The sequence below is a fragment of the Limnovirga soli genome, assembly GCF_013106755.1.
GTDB classification, from domain to species: domain Bacteria; phylum Bacteroidota; class Bacteroidia; order Chitinophagales; family Chitinophagaceae; genus Limnovirga; species Limnovirga soli.
Window position 1 is genome coordinate 302122 of sequence record NZ_WHPF01000002.1, and the last position, 19957, is coordinate 322078.

17 protein-coding genes are annotated in these 19957 nt (G+C 39.2%); 7 read left to right on the forward strand and 10 right to left on the reverse strand.

The genetic code is table 11. The features are described 5' to 3' along the window. Positions 1–114: 114 nt before the first annotated feature. Positions 115–558 carry a YHS domain-containing (seleno)protein gene (locus tag GD597_RS03125; RefSeq protein WP_171606353.1) on the forward strand — a complete coding sequence of 148 codons (444 nt, stop codon included), beginning with the start codon at positions 115–117 and terminating at the stop codon, positions 556–558. A gap of 356 nt (positions 559–914) precedes the next feature. Here GD597_RS03125 and GD597_RS03130 read toward each other — a convergent pair whose 3' ends face one another. Then, entirely contained in the window at positions 915–3839 is a 2925-nt protein-coding gene (locus tag GD597_RS03130) for an FAD-binding and (Fe-S)-binding domain-containing protein (protein WP_235954166.1), read from the reverse strand. A gap of 342 nt (positions 3840–4181) precedes the next feature. Between GD597_RS03130 and GD597_RS03135 the strand changes: the two genes are divergently transcribed. The 3 genes from GD597_RS03135 (at position 4182) to GD597_RS03145 (ending at position 7486) form a co-directional block, all read left to right on the forward strand. Beyond that, complete coding sequence (locus tag GD597_RS03135) at positions 4182–4622, forward strand: hypothetical protein (protein WP_171606354.1); 441 nt, start codon at positions 4182–4184, stop codon at positions 4620–4622. 353 nt (positions 4623–4975) lie between these two features. Next, the gene (gene abc-f / locus GD597_RS03140) at positions 4976–6946 is read left to right on the forward strand and encodes a ribosomal protection-like ABC-F family protein (protein ID WP_171606355.1); all 1971 of its coding nucleotides are present in this window, start codon (positions 4976–4978) and stop codon (positions 6944–6946) included. A gap of 24 nt (positions 6947–6970) precedes the next feature. Further along, a complete protein-coding gene (locus GD597_RS03145; protein ID WP_171606356.1) occupies positions 6971–7486 on the forward strand; it encodes a BON domain-containing protein in 516 nt (171 codons plus the stop codon). Here the strand turns inward: GD597_RS03145 and GD597_RS03150 are convergent, their stop codons facing one another. Next, positions 7487–8026, reverse strand: coding sequence for a hypothetical protein (locus GD597_RS03150; RefSeq protein ID WP_171606357.1), 540 nt, complete (start codon positions 8024–8026; stop codon positions 7487–7489). A gap of 173 nt (positions 8027–8199) precedes the next feature. Further along, on the reverse strand, positions 8200–10623 hold the full coding sequence (locus GD597_RS03155; RefSeq protein ID WP_171606358.1) for a zinc-dependent metalloprotease: 2424 nt from the start codon (positions 10621–10623) through the stop codon (positions 8200–8202). A 217-nt stretch (positions 10624–10840) separates the two neighbouring features. On the opposite strand from GD597_RS03155, the gene GD597_RS03160 reads away from it, so the two are divergent. Both GD597_RS03160 and GD597_RS03165 read left to right on the forward strand, forming a co-directional pair. Then, positions 10841–11689 (forward strand): CvfB family protein, encoded by an 849-nt coding sequence (locus GD597_RS03160; RefSeq protein WP_171606359.1) that lies wholly within the window; start codon positions 10841–10843, stop codon positions 11687–11689. 97 nt (positions 11690–11786) lie between these two features. Then, positions 11787–12044 carry a hypothetical protein gene (locus GD597_RS03165; RefSeq protein WP_171606360.1) on the forward strand — a complete coding sequence of 86 codons (258 nt, stop codon included), beginning with the start codon at positions 11787–11789 and terminating at the stop codon, positions 12042–12044. Between the two features lie 17 nt (positions 12045–12061). On the opposite strand, the gene GD597_RS03170 is transcribed toward GD597_RS03165, so the two are convergent. The 7 genes from GD597_RS03170 to GD597_RS03200 all read right to left on the reverse strand — a co-directional run bounded on the left by GD597_RS03170 (position 12062) and on the right by GD597_RS03200 (position 19132). Further along, a complete protein-coding gene (locus GD597_RS03170) occupies positions 12062–13078 on the reverse strand; it encodes an SMP-30/gluconolactonase/LRE family protein (RefSeq protein WP_171606361.1) in 1017 nt (338 codons plus the stop codon). A 168-nt stretch (positions 13079–13246) separates the two neighbouring features. Continuing rightward, positions 13247–15259, reverse strand: coding sequence for a ribonuclease R (rnr, locus tag GD597_RS03175; RefSeq protein WP_171606362.1), 2013 nt, complete (start codon positions 15257–15259; stop codon positions 13247–13249). A 192-nt stretch (positions 15260–15451) separates the two neighbouring features. Further along, positions 15452–16567 (reverse strand): tetraacyldisaccharide 4'-kinase, encoded by a 1116-nt coding sequence (gene lpxK / locus GD597_RS03180; RefSeq protein ID WP_171606363.1) that lies wholly within the window; start codon positions 16565–16567, stop codon positions 15452–15454. Then, positions 16557–17126: a 5-formyltetrahydrofolate cyclo-ligase gene (locus GD597_RS03185; protein WP_171606364.1), complete on the reverse strand. Its 570-nt coding sequence runs from the start codon at positions 17124–17126 to the stop codon at positions 16557–16559. Before GD597_RS03185 ends, lpxK begins: the two co-directional genes overlap by 11 nt. Continuing rightward, positions 17123–17767, reverse strand: a complete 645-nt coding sequence (gene bioD, locus GD597_RS03190; protein WP_171606365.1) for a dethiobiotin synthase — start codon at positions 17765–17767, stop codon at positions 17123–17125. Before bioD ends, GD597_RS03185 begins: the two co-directional genes overlap by 4 nt. Positions 17768–17783: 16 nt before the next feature. Beyond that, on the reverse strand, positions 17784–18323 hold the full coding sequence (locus tag GD597_RS03195; RefSeq protein ID WP_171606366.1) for an RsmD family RNA methyltransferase: 540 nt from the start codon (positions 18321–18323) through the stop codon (positions 17784–17786). Between the two features lie 8 nt (positions 18324–18331). Next, positions 18332–19132, reverse strand: a complete 801-nt coding sequence (locus tag GD597_RS03200; protein WP_171606367.1) for a DUF3822 family protein — start codon at positions 19130–19132, stop codon at positions 18332–18334. A 199-nt stretch (positions 19133–19331) separates the two neighbouring features. On the opposite strand from GD597_RS03200, the gene GD597_RS03205 reads away from it, so the two are divergent. Continuing rightward, positions 19332–19730, forward strand: coding sequence for a DUF4293 family protein (locus GD597_RS03205; RefSeq protein ID WP_171606368.1), 399 nt, complete (start codon positions 19332–19334; stop codon positions 19728–19730). The last annotated feature ends 227 nt before the right edge of the window (positions 19731–19957 follow it).

Here is a 19957-nt window from a genome sequence, read left to right on the forward strand (position 1 = left end):
ATTACCTGGCCAATAAATTAAAAATACTAGTAAGGTTGATAAACTTAATCACTTTAACCATGATAATTTTTGTAAGGCTTTGATTGGTTGTGCGTATTGGATATAAAAATAAAAATGAAAAAATTTTACTTACTGCTATTCGCCTTTATTATAACCAACAATTGTTTGCTGGCTCAAAAATCTGCCATTTTTACCCCTAACGGCATTGCTATAGGTGGATATGATGTGGTTGCTTTTTTTACCGATAGCAAACCGGTACCTGGAGTTGATACACTTGCCTATAACTGGAACAATGCCATCTGGCATTTTAGTACCAGGGAGCATTTAAATGCTTTTAAAACTAATCCGGATAAGTATGCACCCCAGTATGGCGGTTATTGCGCTTATGGCACAGCAGAAGGTCACAAAGCACCTACCCAGGTAAACACATGGACTATTGTAAATGGTAAATTGTATTTTAATTACAACAAAGACGTACAAAAATCATGGATGCCAAATAAAGAAAAATTGATTGAAAAAGCAGATGCCAACTGGATTTTGATAAAAGACAAGGAGTAAATGGCGTAAAACAAGAGCTCCAGGCAATGTGAGGTATAGCATAAGTATTAGCTTCAAGACCAAACTTATATTTTTTATTAGCCCGGCATATAAGCCTACACCAGGCTTTACTTGCGTCGCACACTTGTACAGTTGGATTACTATTGAGCTTTTACCAAATTAACCCGGTAAGCGTACAACCAAAATTTAAATTTGGCAAACTTGTTATGGTATTTTAAGCTGCATAAAGTGATGGTGTACAAGGGTGCGACGCAAGAATATCACATTAAAATTCAAAAGATCGGCTCAAAAGAATAAGCATAAACTTTAGTGCTAAAAAAAGCTTACCTAAGTAAGCCTTTGAAAAATGCATGCTTTTATTTTATTAACGCGTCGTATAAAATTTCTACAGGATGCAATGCCTTACGGCCCGTACCATCTTTTACCTGATGACGGCAACTGGTGCCGGGTGCTGCAATAATAGTATCTGCTTCCTGTTTACGAACAGTGGGGAATAAAACCAGTTCTCCTATTTTCATGGATAAATCGTAGTGCTCTTTTTCAAAACCAAATGAGCCCGCCATTCCACAACAACCTGAAGGAATAGTTTCCACTGTATAGTACTCAGGCAGTGAAAGTATAGCTACCGAAGGCGCAACAGAGGATAAAGATTTTTGCTGACAATGACCGTGTAACTGTATCAGCTTTTTCTCCTTGGTAAATCTGCTTTTATCAATATGCCCATTGGCTATTTCTGCAGCTATAAATTCATCAATTAAAAAAACATGTTTACTCATTTCACGGGCAGCCAGCAAATTTTCATCACTGGCAAGATCTATATATTCATCCCTGAAACTAAGTATTGCAGATGGTTCAATACCAATTAATGGTGTTTCGGCAGAAATTAATTCACTTAATAATTCAATATTTTTATTAATAATTTTTTGCGCATCTCTAATCAAACCTTTTGACAACCAGGTTCTTCCACTTTCCAGATGTTTGGGTATAACTACTTCGTAACCCAGGTTTTCCAGCAAACTAATTGCTTTTATACCAATGGCTGTATCGTTGTAATTGGTAAACTCATCGCAAAATAAATAGAGTTTTTTACCGGTATTTATTTTAGCCGGAAAATGATTTTTATACCAGCTTCTTAATGTAGTTGTATATAATGAAGGCATAGAACGTGCTACAGCGAAACCAGATAAGCGTTTTATCAAGCTACCGGTAAACTTATTTTTTACTGCAAAATTGTATAAACCGGGTACAAGACTACCCAATTTGGCCGATGCACTAAAATTGGCAATTAACCTTGACCGGAATGGTACGCCATTGGCATCATAGTAATGTTGCATAAATTCAGCTTTTAATTTGGCAACATCTACGTTGGACGGACATTCTGATTTACACCCCTTACAACTAAGGCACAAGTCCATCACTTCATAAATTTCTTTATGGTCAAAACGGTTAAGCTTGTCAGAATGCGTTAAAAACTCACGCAAAATATTGGCCCTGGCACGGGTAGTGTCTTTCTCATTACGCGTAGCCATGAATGAAGGACACATGGTGCCGCCAGACAAAGCCGTTTTGCGGCAATCACCAGAGCCATTACATTGCTCTGCATGTTGCAGCACGTCCTGATTATTAAACCTGAATATACTTTTAAAAGCCGGTGTTTGCTGACCAGGTGTATAACGCAACATGGTATTCATGGGCGGCGTATCTACAATCTTATTGGGATTAAAAATATGCCCGGGATCCCAGGTTTGTTTTATTTCCTTGAGCAGCTGGTAATTCTTTTTACCTACCATTTGTTCAATAAACTCGCCACGTAAACGACCATCGCCATGTTCGCCACTTAAAGAGCCATTGTATTTTTTTACCAGTGTGGCTATTTCTTCTGCAATGGTTCTAAACAGGCGGTTACCTTCCTCGGTTTTTAAATTAATAATGGGCCGTAAATGCAATTCCCCAGAACCGGCATGCGCATAATGTACTGAATACAGGTTATGCTTTTTCAAAATCTCATTAAAGTCGCGGATATAAGCAGGCAGGTCATGCACATCTACAGCAGTATCTTCAATTACCGGTACGGCTTTTTCATCACCCGGCAAATTACTAAGCAGGCCAAGACCTGCTTTCCTTAATGTCCATATTTTTTTGGTATCAGCTCCAAAAAGCAAAGGAAAATGGTATCCCAGTCCTGCATTGCGCATAGCTGTTTCTACCTGATGGGCTATTATTTCAATTTCAGCCCTGGTATCCCTGCAAAATTCAATTACCAGGATAGCTCCGGGATCGCCTTGTACAAAAAAACGATTTTTTACCTGTTCCTTATTTTCTTTGGTACATTCCAAAATATAGTGGTCAATCAATTCACTGGCGCTGGGTTTAAACTCCATAGCAATCAAGTTAGCCCTTAGCGATTCATCAATGCTATTAAAATGCACACACAACAACCCGGTTTCTTTTGGGGGCAATGGGTTAATGTGCAGTTTTATTTCTGTTATAAATGCCAGCGTACCTTCTGATCCGGCAATTAATTTGCAAAAGTTAAAATCTTCCTCGCCGGCCGTAAATGGGGCTGATTCAAGTAATACATCAACCGCATAACCGGTATTTCGGCGCTCAACAGATTTTTTGGGGAACTGACTTCTAATCTCCGTTTGATTTTCATAATTACCCAATAACCTGCGGGTATTACGATAAATATGTGCTTCCAGGGTATCACCTTCACATTTGGCATGAAATTCATCCAAACTTAGCGACTTAAATACGGCATCGCTGCCATCACTTAATATAGCTGTTACTTCCAGCAGGTGTTCCCTGGTACTTCTATACACAACCGAATTGGAGCCACAGGAATTATTGCCCACCATGCCGCCAATCATGGCGCGGTTGGCTGTGGAAGTTTCAGGGCCAAATAAAAAACCATATGGTTTTAAAAACATATTCAGTTCATCTCTAATTACACCAGGTTGTACACGCACCCAATGCTCTTCGGCATTAATTTCTAAAATTTGGGTAAAATGTTTAGATACATCTACAATAATACCGTTACCCACCACCTGACCGGCTAAAGATGTACCAGCAGTTCGTGGAATAATAGATGTATGTGCTGTTTTTGCAAAAGCAATTAAAGTTTTTAGGTCTTGTATGGTTTTGGGTATGGCTACTGCCAAAGGCATTTCCCGGTAAGCCGAAGCATCAGTGGCGTATAGTGTGCGCATGGTAGTATCAAAAAACAAATCTCCGTTCAGTTTGCTTTTAAGTTGCTGTAGCTGTTCCGTCATTCCTGCCATGATAAATCTTTTAATGCGGCGCAAAAATAACCTCTTTTGGTGGTGCGTGTACAAATGAACAGATATGAGGATAAAAATTTACTTTTTCCCTTATGAGGAGGGTAAAACCATTATGTTATCAGCTATAAAATACAAATGAGGCTTTACTTGCCACGCTCGGTTCGGGGTTCCTCTTCCATGGCAGCTATGTAATACAAACGCCGATTAGCCTATTTTTTTATAATTCTCCACTCATCCCTATCTAATTACCGTTTATAATTTCATATGATACTATGCATTACAAAGTACCTACTTTTGACATGTAATAATTAACATAAAGTACTAAAAATAAAGGGAGGCGTTATGAAAAAGCCAATTATAAGCACTATTCTAGTTTTAATAATGACAGTTGTAGTGTATCACGACCAAATTTGGGATTACGTAAAACCCAATAAAATGATGAATAAAGAAATTAGTTTATCAATAGCACCTGAGAATAACTACACTTCAGCCGCTTATGCCGATGCTAAAGCAACTGTAAATGTGGTGGTTACCAAAGTAAGAGGCGACAAAAAAACTATAGTATGGAACAAAACTTTTGATACCATAGAATTACAAAACTATCCCCGTTTAAATGCAGCATTTAACGAAAAAGTTAAAATACCCGGGGTAATAGACAATAAAGAAAAGCTGATTGTTACCTATATTGTAACCTACGACAACAAGGGTAGTGTGCTACAGTTAACCAATGGAGAAGCCGTTTCAACAGGTGTTTCTACAGAAAAAATGATGATTGGGATTTAAGATATGGCCGGTTAGTTTTTTAAATTTCTAAATCGGACCTACTTAAAGTAGCTTCATATTCAATGTAATATGGAGCTTTTTTTATTTTTTTAATGAATCATTTGATTGTGATATTGCCCTATGGATGATTATGCTCATCATTTAGCCCAATTTTATAAGTGAATTGTTGCAATGAAAACAGAACGCACAAGTGAGGTATTTGAGTGGCGAAGCAGCAAATACAAAACAAGGAGCGATGACCAAAGATTTGCAGCCGGCTTAATAAATAAACCCTTAAAACCTTTTGAACCTTGAAATTGAATGCTGATACTTTTAATGTTTCTATTAGTTTTGCGCAGCAATAAAATAAAAAGATGTTAATAGGACTAAATAATGTAACGTTTGAATTTGGGGCAAGGGTAATTATAGAAAATGCTACCTGGCATATTTTACCTGGCGACAGGGTAGGTTTAATAGGTTATAATGGAACTGGAAAATCAACCATTTTAAAATTATTGGTGGGCGAATACCAGCCCTCTGCAGGTACCGTTGATAAAAGCAGGGAAACCACCATTGGCTATTTGCATCAGGATTTGTTGAGTTTTGATACCAACGATTCTATATTGGAAGTAGCCATGGGTGCTTTTGAACAGGTAAAACAATTGGAAAAAGAAATTGAGGAACTGGGTAAGCAAATGGAGCACCCCAGTTTTACCGGTGAAGGAGAAGAAGAAGCCTTATTGCACGCCTATAGCGATAAGTTACACGAACTGGAAGTATTGGGTGGATATAATATTCACCATAAAACCGAGGAAGTATTACAGGGCCTTGGCTTTTTAAATGCTGATCTTACCAGACCTTATAAAGAATTTAGTGGTGGATGGCGTATGCGTGTATTGCTGGCCAAAATGATATTGCAGCAACCAGATGTTTTATTATTGGATGAACCTACGAATCACCTGGATCTTCCGTCTATTGAATGGCTGGAGAAATATTTATTGCATTACAAGGGTAGCGTAGTGATTGTGAGCCATGATAAATATTTCTTAAACCGGATGGTAAATAAAATAGTGGAAGTGTACCAACAGGAGCTCCACATTTACAGTGGAAACTATGATTATTACGCCACAGAAAAAGAGTTGCGGGTTGAAATGCAGCAAAGGGCATTTGAAAACCAGCAGGATTATATAAGACAGCAGGAGCGTTTTATAGAACGCTTTAAAGCCAAAGCAAGTAAAGCGGCAGCCGCCCAAAGCGCCATGAAAAGGCTGGATAAGATCGACCGAATTGAACAGGTAGAAATAGAGCGTCCCAACCTGCGTATTAGTTTTAAGGTAGATAAACAACCCGGAAAAATTATTGCCACCATTAAAGATGCTACCAAGAAATTTGGCAGCAATACCATTTTGGAAAATGCAGAGGCAGAGATAAACCGTGGTGATAAAATTGCCCTGATTGGTGCTAACGGTAAAGGGAAGTCTACGCTGCTTAGAATGATTGTTGGTAGCGAACCATTTGAAGGTGAAAGAATTTGGGGGCATAATGTGGATGAAAGCTTTTATGCCCAGCACCAGTTAGAAGCCCTGAATATAAACAATACTATTTTGGATGAAATGAAAGAATGCGGCAGTGGCAAAACCGAAATGGAGTTGCGTTCTTTAATGGGTTGTTTTTTGTTCTCGGGTGATGATGTTGATAAGAAAATACGCATATTAAGTGGGGGTGAAAAAGCAAGGGTGGCCCTGGCAAAAGTAATTACCGGTAAAGGCAATTTTTTAATGCTGGATGAACCTACCAATCACCTGGATATGCATAGTGTTGAGCTTTTGGCAGAGGCTTTGAATAAATATGAAGGCACTTCCGTATTAGTAAGCCACGACCGCTTTTTTATCTCCAAAACGGCAAATACCATTTGGGAAATTGTTGACCATGAAATTAAAGTGTTTAAGGGCGGCTACGAAGAATGGGTAGAATGGAAAGAACGCAGGGAAAAAGAAGAAAAAGCACAAGCCAGTCAACAGGCAAAAGAAGAGAAAGAAAAAGAAAAACCTGTAGCAGTTGTTAAACCTCAACAGCAGGTTACCAATGCCACCAGAGAACAAAAAAAGGAATTGGAAAAACTGCAAAGACAGTTTAGTAAACTGGAAGAACAGATAGAGCAACAAAACAAAACCAAAAGCAGTATAGAAGCAGAATTGGCTAACCCGGCCAACTATGCCGACCGTAATAAATTTGCGCAAATTGAAGCTGATCATAAAGCCATCAAACAAAAGATAGATCAGGCTAACAATCAATACGAAGCTTTATTTGAGCAAATAATGACTTTGGAAAAGCAAATAGGATAACCATTATTATTGAAATATTGTACAATGAAAGCATTACGATTATTAAGCTCCTATTTAGTAATTAGTTGTATGTTCATTTCATGTGGCATAAGCGATAGCACCATACAACAAAGTGTAAATGCTGCCATACAATCCAATCAATCATTGGCAGATATTAGCGCTTCAGTAAATGACGGAAGCGTTTTACTAAAAGGTAACTATGCAGATGAAACTGCCAGACTGGATGGCAATAATATTATTGCTGGCATTGAAGGGGTAAAAGCAGTAATTGATAGCGCAACCATAACCGTTATACCAATTGCCCCGTCAACTGCCGCATTAACTGACAGTACCCTCCAAATAGCGGTTGACAGTGTGTTGAAACGATTTAAAGGGGTTCATGCCACTGTTAAAAACGGCAATATCACACTTACAGGTACCATTATTCAGCCTCAGTTAAAATGGCTGATATCTGGTTTAAACAGGTTGCACCCGGCCAATATAATTAACAGCCTAAATTATACTACCGGTGCAGCAATTGTTCGCAAAAGAGGTAAATAATTATTTAGCTGGCAGGTAATAATCAGGGATGCGCAAATCTGGTTTTTCCACGTCCCAAATAATAGAACTCACTTTCCATCCCGCAGGTGTTTTTATTAATTGAAAGCTGTTTACACCTCTTTCGCTGGCAGAGTCTTTGGTATTTATATAGGTAATATATGTACTAATACGATGGGCAATATTGCCAAAACGCTCCGTTTTACCATATAGCTCTTCCTCGTAAAATAAGTGTATTTGGCTGCTCTTCACAAAGCCCTCGTAAAAATCAATAAAATCATCAATACCAGTTGTTTGCATGGTATCACTTCTAAAATTTATTAAAGTAGCCTGAGGTATAAACCTTGCAGCAATAGATGGTTTTGAAGGTACCGAATCATGCTCAAACGAAATGGCTCTGTAGGCATCTTTTACAGCTTCGGCTATCGCACTGTCTTCAGGTACAATATAAGTATTAGTATCTACCACTTTTACTTCGTTAGTAGTAGTATTACAGGCAAATAAGAAAATTAAAATAAAGCAAAGCGCAGTTATTGTTTTCATAAATACTTTTTTTTGAAAATAGCTTTTTTAGGGCAAATAGCGGCTTAAAATCAGCAATATCAATAACAAATTATATATACCATGTTTTGTTATCAACTAATTACAAAAAGCAGCTTTACTTGCCACGCTCGGTTCAAGGTTCCTCTTTCATGGCAGCAGAATAAATGCAATGCTTAATAATCACCATCAAAACAACCAATTGGCGAACCCGGAGGTGGGGCTTCATGCGTCGTTGGTTTGGCATCTTCTGGTGCTTTAATTCTTTCCATGGTTAATTGCAAGTATCCTTTATATACCACATCTGTATTTGTTTTTAGCTGGGCTTTTGCATATTCATTGATATTTTCAATAGCAAATTGCATAGCTGCCTTTGTAGCAAATGAAGCATCATTATTAATACTGGTAGCCAATAAATAGGTAAGTAAGATTTGCTCATTTTGCTTTTGTATCATTCCTGCCATTCCCTTTAACCTTGGGGCCTTCCAGGTTTTGGCAATTAAGGTTTTTATCATTTCATCAGCGCCCAAACCGGATCCCGTTTCTTTTTGCTGCACCATTCTGTTTAACCGACTGGTATTAAATAAAAAAGATAAGGGTAAATCCGCCGCTGTTTCAGCAGCTGCCAGAGGGTCAAATGCCAGACCGGTCCTGCGGTTAAACAGCTCACGGGTATAATCATAACCTGCAGGCCTTGGTGGAATTAATTTGGTAACCGACTCAGGTATTGATAAAAATGCTGGATCAATACATTCAATAATAGCATTAAGTGCCTGTTGCTGTTGCTCTTTGGTCACTGTTTTAGTCACCATTTGTCCATCACCCTTAATCGCATAAGTATAATACATTCCGCCAACCACCTTGGTAGCCGCTTCAACCTGGTAGCGATGCATTAAATACACTGGCACCAGCACATCTTCCAGCATAGCAAGGGGAGTGCCTTTTTGGATATTATTTAATCCAAAATTATTCATGGCAACTGCTCTTATTTTCATTACATCCTTTAAGCCGGTAACCGGGTCTGTGCCATTATCCCATAAATGTGCATTCGGGTGTAACCCGCCTGCATCCCGTGCATCACGATCAGAAATAAAACTAAGTCCGCTATTGGCAGCATCCACCAATATCTTATTTAATGCAGTGGCCTCATCCGTACCGGCAACAAATTCAGCATAGCCGTACCGAATACTCACCTTATCCCACGCTCCTATTTTGTTATCATATGCATCTGCCAAGGTAATCTTATTATCTCCTGTCAATTTCACCATGGGGTGGGGATAATCCATCACACTGGCCATGCCTTCGGCACTGGCAATATAGTTATGCATTAGCCCTAAAGTATGCCCCACTTCATGTGCAGCCAATTGTTTTAAACGGGCTAAGGCCATTTGAAGCATAGCATCATCTTTTGGTAAACTATCAGTATCAAATGGCGCCAGTAAACCCTGAGCAATTAAATAATCCTGTCTAACCCTTAATGATCCCAGGGATACATTGCCTTTAATAATCTCCCCAGTTCTTGGATCAACCACTGCATCTCCAAACGACCAACCACGCGTGGAGCGGTGCACCCAATTAATCATATTATACCTTAAATCCATTGGGTCGGCACTATCAGGCAATATTTTTACCTGAAAAGCATTGATAAACCCAGCCGCTTCAAAAGCCTGATTCCACCAACTGGCGCCTTCCATTAATGCGCTGCGGATAGGTTCCGGTGTACCATTATCCAAATAATAAACAATGGGTTTAATGGCTTCACTTCTTGCCGCCAGCGGATCTTTTTTCTGTAGCCGGTGACGAATAATAAAATTCTTTTGAATAGGTGATGCTACCGGTGTACTATAGTCAAAATAGCTATTGGTAATAAAAGGCGAACGGGCATCGTATAAACGGGGTATATAATTATTATCAGGTAACTGCACAAAAGAATGGTGTATGCGTAATGTAATAGCTTCGGGCACAGGGGTTACGGCATTTACAAAAGCGCCTGGCCTGCCATCTTTTATTTGAAAAGTAACAGTAGATTCAAACTCTGTATTTAATGGAAAATTTTTCGTGCGTGGCAGGTACATCGCAGTTCTGGAAGCATCCAGAAAATAGTTGCCTTGTTTTGCGGCCTGTAATTTACTGGTGATTTGCAATGCATCCCGGCATAAAAAATCGGTAGCATCAACCAGATAAGCACCATTGGATGAAGCGGCAATAGTAAAACCCCAGATTACTGATTGTGCAAATGATTGTTCTACGGCCCTTTTTTCAGCTGCATCGCCACTAACGGCTCGGTAGGCAAAATTGGGTTCCTTCATCAATATTTTATTGCCAACTTTGCTAAATGTAACAATATAAGTAGTGCCCATAATACCTCGATCCAGTCCTACATCATTAGAGCCGAGACCGGCTGGCAATGAGGTTTGGTATAAAATTTCCGAATCCAGTTTATCTATCTGTAGCCATATTTTACCCGTACTATCATCCCAATAAAAATTAAAAAAGCCCTTATAAGCTGTCATTCTTTTGGCCTTCTCTTCGATACTGGTACCAGATTGCGCTTGTATAAACAAGGGTACCAACAATAACAGGATACAAAGCTTTCTCATATTAATTATTTAGCTAACACAAAATACAAACTATTTTAGGGCTTACCTATTCATCCCTTTTGTTTTATTTGAGGCATTTAAAAGCTGCATAATGCGTTGCAGTACAAGTGAGTGACACAACCATGCTAAATAGACTTTTATGGCCCGGCAAATAATTGTAATTCATCCAACCGAGCAAACTGCTTAAGCTAAACGCATTGCATTACCTTTGCGCCTTATGACAGAGAACTTAATTAATATTGGCGTATACAATACCCTTACCGTTTTACGCTTTGTAGATTTTGGTGCTTATCTTGATGATGGTGCCGAAGGCATTTTATTACCCAAACGTTTTATGCCTGCCAACCTTGCTGTGGGTGATGCCATAAAAGTTTTTTTATACCACGATTCAGACAACCGCATTATTGCCACCACACAGGAACCATATGGCATTGTAGATGATGTGGTGCAATTAAAATGTGTGGATGTTACCCCACAAGGCGCTTTTCTTGACTGGGGTTTGATGAAAGATATTTTTGTACCAAAATCGCAGCAACTAACGGGCATGCATATTGGCGGCCAATACCTGGTACGCATTTATATTGATAAGCAAACCGGCCGTGTGGCTGCAACCGAAAAAATTAATGCCCAGTTTAGCAATGAAGTGCTTACCGTTAAGGAAATGGAACTGGTAGACCTTGTTGTTCAACGCCGCAGCGATTTAGGTTATGTGGTAATAATCAACAACAAACATATTGGACTTATTCATTTTAGCGCAGTGTTTAAAGACCTTAAACCCGGCGATAAATTAACCGGATATATTAAAACCATCCGACCCGATAATAAAATTGATGTAATGCCAGGCAAACCCGGCTACCAGCGGGTGGAAGAAGAAACTGATAAAATCATCCGCCTGCTAAAAGAGCACAATGGCTATCTGCCTTTTCACGATAAAAGTGATCCTGAAGAAATTTATACTTTCTTTGGCATGAGCAAAAAAGTGTTTAAAATGACTATTGGCACTTTATATAAACAACAAAAAATAGCTTTTGCCAAAGCTGGTATTCAACTTACCCAGGAAGATTAATTTTTTTTGTTGAACCAGGCAAAACAAGATGATGCAGCTGTACTTGCGTCGCACTCTTGTACGGCAACAATACTATTCAACTTTAAAAACAATTTATATGTCTGATTGTAATTTTTCTTTTACACTGTCGCAACCGGCAAGCATAATGGTAAATAAAGCCAAAACAGCCATTGAAAATGCCGGCGGCAGCTTTGCAGGTAATGATGATTCAGGTTCATTTACCCTATCTACCATGGCTGGTAAAATCGAAGGCAATTATAGTATAAACAACACGCATTTTGACATAAACATTACCAGCAAACCCATGTTTGTACCCTGTAGTTTAATAGAAAATGAGTTAAAGAAATTCTTATAAAAACTGTTATACAAGTTTTAGCGCAGCCTTATTTTTAGCAGGTAATCATCTGCTGTAACAAATAATACGGTTTCATTATAGGCCAATGCACAATTGGATACCCGGCCATTTATTTTTATTTTACCCAGCACTTTACCGGTTTTATCAAATATCCAAATGCCTTCGGGGCCACTGCTGTATACATTGCCTTTTGAATCTACTTTAAAACCATCTGGTCCGCCACCTTTTTCCATGGCAATGGCAGAGGCATCATAAAAAATATGGGGGTTGGTAAATAAACCATTCTTATCCAAATCGTAAGCATACCATATTGCTTTTTCTGATTCTGAATTGGAGATAAGGATGGTAGTATCGCCCGGTAAAATACCAATTCCGTTGGGCCGGTTAATGGTATCTGTTAATAAGGTTACTGTGCCATCAACCGCCAGTTTATATACACCCTGATAAGGCGCATCTTTAGCTGTATCATCAATATAAAATTCAAGTCCATAAGGAGGATCAGTAAAATAAATATCGCCGTTGCTGCGCAAAGCCATATCATTTGGGCTATCGAATCTTTTGCCTTTATAATTATTGGCCAGTGTAATAAAATTGGGTTTTGGGGCCTGTATGGGCGCATTCATCAGGGCTACCCTCCTGTCGCCATCCTGTGCCAGTATCAATTGGCCCTTTTTATTTAACAGCAATCCATTCGACCCCATTTCACCACCGCGTGGTTTGGTGCTGGTATAGCCTGATGGTTTTAGATATACCTCAATACCTTTTTTGGGCGTCCATTTATACACGGTGTTTTTGGGTATATCACTAAATAAAAGCATTTCTTTATCGGCTACCCAAACCGGGCCCTCACACCAGTCGAAACCTTCGCCGGCAACTTCAAAAGAAAATTTATTTGTTATCATGGCATCGAAAGCAGGATCAATACGTTCAACACCTGCAAATAAGGAATCCTTTTTTGTTTGGGCATATAAACCTGTCTGTGTAAACAGGATAATTACCATGAGGCAAATAATAGCGGGGTATTTCTTTATCATATATCAGCAATGATTATTTAATGCAAGGAGACAGCTACCATAAATTTACATAAACGAAACTACTATATTGCTTTTTTGCCGAATAGTATTGTTGCCGCACAAGTGTGCGACGCAAGTTAAGCTGCACCAATTGTTGTTGTTTGGCTAAAAAACAAAAACACTATGCGTTTATTTCTTTTTCATCCTGCCACGTTTGGGCTTTTCATCCTCCTCGGTTTTAGCAGACTGTAACACCCATTCGTAATCTAACTGTCGTTTATCCAGGTTGGCAGCTACAACACGTATAAATACTTTATCACCCATGCGAAAAGTGCGGCCACTGCGGCGGCCCGTTAAACAATATTCGCCTTCAACAGATCTAAAATCATCAAAATCGCTTAGGCTGGTAATGCTAACCAAACCTTCGCATTTATGCGCAACGGTTTCTACCCAAAAACCAAAATTCGATACACCGCTGATGACGCCCTCAAATACTTCGCCCAGGTAATTTTTCATAAATTCCACCTGCTTGTATTTATTGCCGGCACGTTCACATTCCATGGCGGCTCGTTCCCTTTCGCTGGTATGTTTACATTTCTCTTCCAGCTTTTTGTCAACCAGCGGTTTATCCATCAGGCATGACTGCAATATGCGGTGCACCTGTACATCAGGATAACGGCGAATGGGTGAAGTAAAATGGCAATAATGCTCAAAACCAAGTCCGTAGTGGCCAATATTTTCTGTGGTATAAGCAGCTTTTGCCATGGTGCGTATACCCAATTGTTCCAGCACATGCTGCTCGGGTTTACCTTTTACATCGGCCAGCATGGTATTAAAGCTGCTGGCAATATTCTCGGGGGAGCTGGTATCAAATACATGGCCATATTTTTTGGCAAAAATGATAAATGGATCCAGCTTTTTCTCATCCGGTGTGTCGTGCACCCTATACGGGAAAGGCACCGGGCTTTTATTCTGTTTTACCTTTGATACATTTTCGGCCACAGTTCTGTTGGCCAATAACATAAACTCTTCAATCAGCTGGTGAGCCTCTTTGCTTTCTTTTACCACAATGCCTGTAGGTTTGCCTTTTTCATCAAGTGTAAACCTTACTTCCTGAGAGGAAAAATTGATAGCACCCTTGTCAAACCTTTGCTTGCGCAGGGTTTGGGCTATACGGTTTAGCAGTAAAATCTCGTCACTGTAGGGGCCTTCACTGCCTTCTATAATACTTTGCACATCTTCGTAAGTATAACGGTGCTTACTGTGAATAATGGTTTTACCCAGCCAGTATTGCTTTACCTTACCCTTTACATCCATTTGAAACACTGCCGAGAAAGTCAGCTTGTCTTCATGAGGCCTAAGCGAACATAGTACATTCGAAATATGCTCCGGCAACATGGGGTTTACCCTATCTGGCAAATACACTGAGGTGGCCCGCTTATAAGCTTCCTCATCCAATTTGGTATCGGGCTCTACATAATGACTTACATCTGCTATGTGTACCCCAATTTCGTATAACCCATTTTTTAGTAAACGTATTGAAATGGCGTCATCAAAATCTTTGGCATCAACAGGGTCAATGGTAAAAGTGAGTATATCCCTGAAGTCTTTTCTCGATGCAATTTCTACCGGACTGATGGTATCTGGCAGGCGGGCACTTTCTTCCAGCACATCATCACTAAACGAAAGGGGAAACCCACTTTCGGTAAGTAATTCTTTCATAGCCATATCATTCACATCTTCGGCCTTCATTACCCCTACCACTTCGCCTACGGGTTTCTTATCCCCCTTATCCCATTTTACCAGCCGCACAATTACTTTGTCCTTATGTTTGGCGCCCTTTAAATTTTCCAGGGGAATAAATAAATCGGGCATGGGTTTATCTGTGTCCGGAACAAAAAAAGCAAAATTGGTGCTTATTTGTAGCGTACCAACAAACTCTGTTTGCCGGCGGGAAATTACTTCGGTTATGCGGCCTTCTTTTTTGCCTGTACTCAGGTTTTCCTTTACAATTTTTACCCGCACGGTATCGCCATGAAGCGCATTATTAAAATCGCCTGGGCGTACCAATACATCACCGGTACCGCCTGTTATTACTACATAACCCATGCCGCTGCGGGTAATATCCAATGTACCTTTCTGTACAAGTTCGGCAGATTTATGTTTGTGTTTTGGTTTGCTTTTACCCTTACTCTTACTCATCTTTTCTATTTTTTATTGGGTGTTTTTCTACAATTTTTAAAATTAAACAGTTCACTCAAAACAAGTGAAAATGCTTTTTTTGGCCCGTCATTTTACGCATCATTGGGCTTTACTTGCGTCGCACTCTTGTACTGCAGTATTTGATGGCAGCAAAACAAAGCGCCATTATATAAGCACTGCTACCCCGCAGTTTTAAGCAGATTGTTCTTCGTTAAACGGCGATTGAACAATTACTTGTGGGCCTTTAAAATCGCTGATAAAATCTATTACCCCTTTATTAAACAAATGTGCCTCATCAAATAAAAACCGGTGTTGTATGGGCAATGCATAAATGGGCATTTCAGCCAGTTCTTCACTAAACTTTATTAAACGCACCGCATCTTTTTCTGTGGTAACAATCATTTTTTGCGTGGCAGTAATGGCAGTGAAACGCTTTTTTATTTCCTTTAAATCATCAATACGGAAAATATGATGGTCACTATAATCAATCTGGTAATAAGTAGCTGCCTGCTCAGATAAATACTGTTTTAATGGCCTGGGGTTTGCAATACCGCATACCAGCAACACTTCCTCTTCCTGGGTAATGGCTTTCAGTTCCTTTGTGATGATATGATAAGGCTTTCCATATTCAATAGCTGTAAAAAACACTTCCTGAAACTGGTGTGGGTGCAACTCCTTCCGTATTTTATTTTTTTCTTCCACAGAAAGATCTGGCGGACATTTGGTAACCACAATCATCTGTGCTCTTTTTGCCGAGGAGCGCTGGTCACGCAAATCCCCGGTAGGCATAAAAAAATCACTGGTATACAAATCGCCATATTGCGTAAGTAAAATATTAAACCCCGCCGCAATCTCCCTATGTTGAAATGCATCATCCAGAATAATAGCCTGTGTTTGTGGTCGGTCATGTAATAATTGTGGTATTGCCACTATCCGCTCCTCTCCTACAGCCACAGGTAAATCCGGATATTTAAGGTGAAATTGCATAGGTTCATCGCCTATTTCAATGGCTGTGGTATTTTCTTTAGCCAATGCATAGCCCTTGGTTTTACGTTTATAGCCTCGGCTAAGTGTGGCAATATTAAAATGCGGTTGTAATAATTCTACCAGGTATTCTACCATGGGCGATTTACCGGTACCGCCCACCACTAAATTACCCACACATATAAGCGGAAAACTAAAATTGGCGGAACGAAATTTTTCCTGATTATATAACCAGTTACGAATAATGATTACAGCACCATACAATAAGGCAAACGGCAATAACAATACCCTGAAAGATTTAAGAAAGAAACTATTAAAATTCATACAGTTGCTGTGGAGTTACACAATAATTTAAAGGTACATCAAATGCATCTTTGTCTTCAATTATTTCAATCGGGTCAAAATAGCTAAACCCAATTTTGATAATATCTGAACGGCAATTAGCCAGATATTTATCATAAAAACCTTTGCCATAACCAACACGATAACCTTGTATATCCACCGCGAGCAAAGGCACAAAAACAACATCAATCAGATAAGGTGCAACTGGTATGCCTTCTTTTGGCTCGGTAATATGAAGTGACGAAGTTGTATATACAGTATCCTCATTTACGGCAATGGCTTCCATTGTACCCCTGCCAAAATCTGTTAGGGGATAACAAATTTCTAATCCCGGTACCATATGTCGCATATAACCGGAAAACAGGTGGGTATTGGGTTCCTGCATATGTGCCATTGGCCAATAAGTAAGTAAATGCCGGGTTTCATCAAAATAAAACTGCTGAAACTGAATAAGTAATAAATCATCCAGTTTCAGCTTTTCTTTGTCGCTTAGGCTATTGCGTTTCTCTTTATATAATTTCCTGACATCTTTTTTAATCATAACAACTCCAGCAATCTGGGTTTTAATTTAAGTGCTTCTTCCCGTACAAAAGCCCTTGTTATTTCTTCCATAAATGGTATGCAACCAATTTCAGGATAGCCCGACCAATCCACAATCTCCTTTTCGTAATTCATATAATGATCGTTAAACAACCAACCTACCACCGGTAATTGTCGTTGCTTACACAAGGCTGCTGTTAAAAGGGAGTGATTAATACTACCCAGGTAATTGCGGCTCACCAACACCACTTTAGCATGTAGTTGTTGTATTAAATCTATAATAAACTCCTTCTCATTTAGTGGTACCATTATACCTCCTGCGCCCTCTATTACAATGAATGGATTATCCGATTTAAATTCCTTAAACTTATTGGTAATCACATCCAGATTTATCTTGGTATCTTCCTCACGGGCAGCTATATGCGGCGATGCGGGTAATATCAGTTCATATGCTTCCCCATGTATAACAGACTTGCTATTGCTTATTAAAGATTTCACCTTAAAGGCATCCGTACCATTATCAAAACCAGCCTGAACAGGCTTCCAGTAATCAGCTTCCAATGCCTCGGTAATAATCGCCGATGCCAGTGTTTTACCCACATCGGTACCCGTGCCAGTAATAAAAATCGGAATTGATGTCATCGTTATTTATTTCAAATTATTCAGCAGTAAAAAAAGAAAAAACAGTAGTACCATAATTACGCATAAAGCTAAAACCGGGAGCTTTCTCATAATTATTTCTTGGAGTGTGCTCCAATACAAAAAAGCCATCTTCGGCAATTAATTTTTTAGATACAATAATGGCTGGCAAATCATCAATCGTATTTAAGGCATAAGGTGGTCCGGCAAAAATAAAATCAAATTGTTCGGTGCAGGAAAGCAGATAACCAAATACATCCATCTTTAATACTTTACAGTTTTCCACACCCAGCATGTCTATATTCTTTTTTATAAACCCATGCATTACAGTATCCTTTTCAACAATGGTTAAATCTGCCGCTCCCCGGGATGCCACTTCATAACTTATACAACCGGTGCCCCCAAACAAATCCAATGTTTTGGCATCCTCAAAAACAAATCGGCTTTGCAGAATATTAAAAAGGCCCTCTTTTGCAATATCGGTTGTTGGCCTGGTATAAGGCATTTTTGCCGGCGGACTAATTCGCCGCCCCCCATATTTCCCTGATATAATTCTCATGATTCAGCTTAACAAAATGATGCAAAATAATGCAATGGATACGCTAAAAATTCTGCTGAGGAAAAACGATTTTCCGGCACCACAGCTATCGATAATTTAGGCAGGTAAGCATACAATTTTTCGTACATGGAAGAATCGGTTGTTATAAAACCCGCAGCAGTAATCTGTGTAGTTTCCAATGGCAGATTTTGCGTTGCACAAACATTTAAAATATTATACAACACATCATCCGGGGTTTGATAGGCAAACTGTTGCATTAATAAAAGCTGGCTATTCTTAACAGCCAGTACCAACACATTGCTTTTATAAAAAAACACCTGAATTCCTGTACCGGTAATGCCCAGTCTTGTTAATATACCCATATAAGCATGGCTATGAGAATCCACTTCAAAATGCTCATCATATTCCATTCTGGCAATTTGAGGAATGGTAGACAATACCACCATATCTTTTATTTTCTCCACCAATAAAGTATGTGGTTGCTGTACACCAAACAACAGGTAGCCATACTCGGCCAAAGAAGACCTGGTATAAACCGTTTCAGGTATAAAAGTACATTGCGCATGCCCCCAAATACAATGTACCTTGCTAAAACCACTGGTTAATAAGCGGGAATAAAGCTTTACATTTTTATATAGTTCATTAAAATCTGTTGCAGCGGTAACAGCATCAAAATCAAATAACTCAAATGCTTCCATACTGCCAGCAGCATTATTGCACCAGCAGGCAATATAATCATTACCTGTTTCTATAAACAGTGTGCAATCTGTTAAATCACTATTATAAATACTAAAAGATTTTTGCACCATCTGCAACATATTAATCTGCAATGTTACAAAAAAAATGGCGCCAGCCTGCAGCCCATTTTTTGGGCTGGCAATACAAAACAATAAATGGTGCAGCAATTGGCCTTAATAGAATTTGCTGAAAAAGATTTCATTAAGCCCTTGCCAAAACTGTTAGTTCTAGTTTATTTTTACCGATATTTACCAACAGAAAACCGTATATATGTTACAAAGAATTCAAACAGTGTGGTTATTGCTGGCAGCTGCTTTTGCCTTTATTTCGTTGCAAACCAATTTTTATGTGGCTACCGTACCGCCTGTTTTTTTCACCGGCCAAACCGAAATGTTTATTCTTATTCTTACAGTCATCAGTGGCACTTTATCGCTGGTAAATATTTTTTTATACAAAAACAGACCATTACAGCTTAAACTTACCCTCGCCAATCTGGGTGTAAGCATCGTAGAAATTGTATTTTATTTTCTGGCTTTGGAAAATTATACCAGTGGCGCATTTGCCTTAACTTCCGTAGTGGTTTTTGCTTGCCCCCTATTGTTATTACTGGCTGCACGTGGTATTTATGCCGACCAAAAATTAATTAAAAGTGTAGACAGGTTGCGCTAAAATACCTGCTGCTTTTGGAATTATCTACCATTATTCATTGTAATTATTATTAGCCCGGCTAAAAATGGCAATGGCATCTTTACTTGCGTCGCACACTTGTGCTCTAACGCTAAATGCAGCTGTAAACAGCCAATATCTATCTGAAGATTTTCTTAGATACTATTCTATTTGCCCGGCTGAATTACTGCCGTACAAGTGTGCGACGCAAGAATGCCTAATAGCATTGC

Excerpts from the sequence above, each read along its gene's own strand:
- GD597_RS03125 (WP_171606353.1), top strand. The coding sequence starts at position 115 with ATGAAAAAATTTTACTTACTGCTATTCGCCTTTATTATAACCAACAAT.
- GD597_RS03130 (WP_235954166.1), bottom strand. The coding sequence starts at position 3,839 with ATGGCAGGAATGACGGAACAGCTACAGCAACTTAAAAGCAAACTGAAC.
- GD597_RS03135 (WP_171606354.1), top strand. The coding sequence starts at position 4,182 with ATGAAAAAGCCAATTATAAGCACTATTCTAGTTTTAATAATGACAGTT.
- abc-f (WP_171606355.1), top strand. The coding sequence starts at position 4,976 with ATGTTAATAGGACTAAATAATGTAACGTTTGAATTTGGGGCAAGGGTA.
- GD597_RS03145 (WP_171606356.1), top strand. The coding sequence starts at position 6,971 with ATGAAAGCATTACGATTATTAAGCTCCTATTTAGTAATTAGTTGTATG.
- GD597_RS03150 (WP_171606357.1), bottom strand. The coding sequence starts at position 8,026 with ATGAAAACAATAACTGCGCTTTGCTTTATTTTAATTTTCTTATTTGCC.
- GD597_RS03155 (WP_171606358.1), bottom strand. The coding sequence starts at position 10,623 with ATGAGAAAGCTTTGTATCCTGTTATTGTTGGTACCCTTGTTTATACAA.
- GD597_RS03160 (WP_171606359.1), top strand. The coding sequence starts at position 10,841 with ATGACAGAGAACTTAATTAATATTGGCGTATACAATACCCTTACCGTT.
- GD597_RS03165 (WP_171606360.1), top strand. The coding sequence starts at position 11,787 with ATGTCTGATTGTAATTTTTCTTTTACACTGTCGCAACCGGCAAGCATA.
- GD597_RS03170 (WP_171606361.1), bottom strand. The coding sequence starts at position 13,078 with ATGATAAAGAAATACCCCGCTATTATTTGCCTCATGGTAATTATCCTG.
- rnr (WP_171606362.1), bottom strand. The coding sequence starts at position 15,259 with ATGAGTAAGAGTAAGGGTAAAAGCAAACCAAAACACAAACATAAATCT.
- lpxK (WP_171606363.1), bottom strand. The coding sequence starts at position 16,567 with ATGAATTTTAATAGTTTCTTTCTTAAATCTTTCAGGGTATTGTTATTG.
- GD597_RS03185 (WP_171606364.1), bottom strand. The coding sequence starts at position 17,126 with ATGATTAAAAAAGATGTCAGGAAATTATATAAAGAGAAACGCAATAGC.
- bioD (WP_171606365.1), bottom strand. The coding sequence starts at position 17,767 with ATGACATCAATTCCGATTTTTATTACTGGCACGGGTACCGATGTGGGT.
- GD597_RS03195 (WP_171606366.1), bottom strand. The coding sequence starts at position 18,323 with ATGAGAATTATATCAGGGAAATATGGGGGGCGGCGAATTAGTCCGCCG.
- GD597_RS03200 (WP_171606367.1), bottom strand. The coding sequence starts at position 19,132 with ATGGTGCAAAAATCTTTTAGTATTTATAATAGTGATTTAACAGATTGC.
- GD597_RS03205 (WP_171606368.1), top strand. The coding sequence starts at position 19,332 with ATGTTACAAAGAATTCAAACAGTGTGGTTATTGCTGGCAGCTGCTTTT.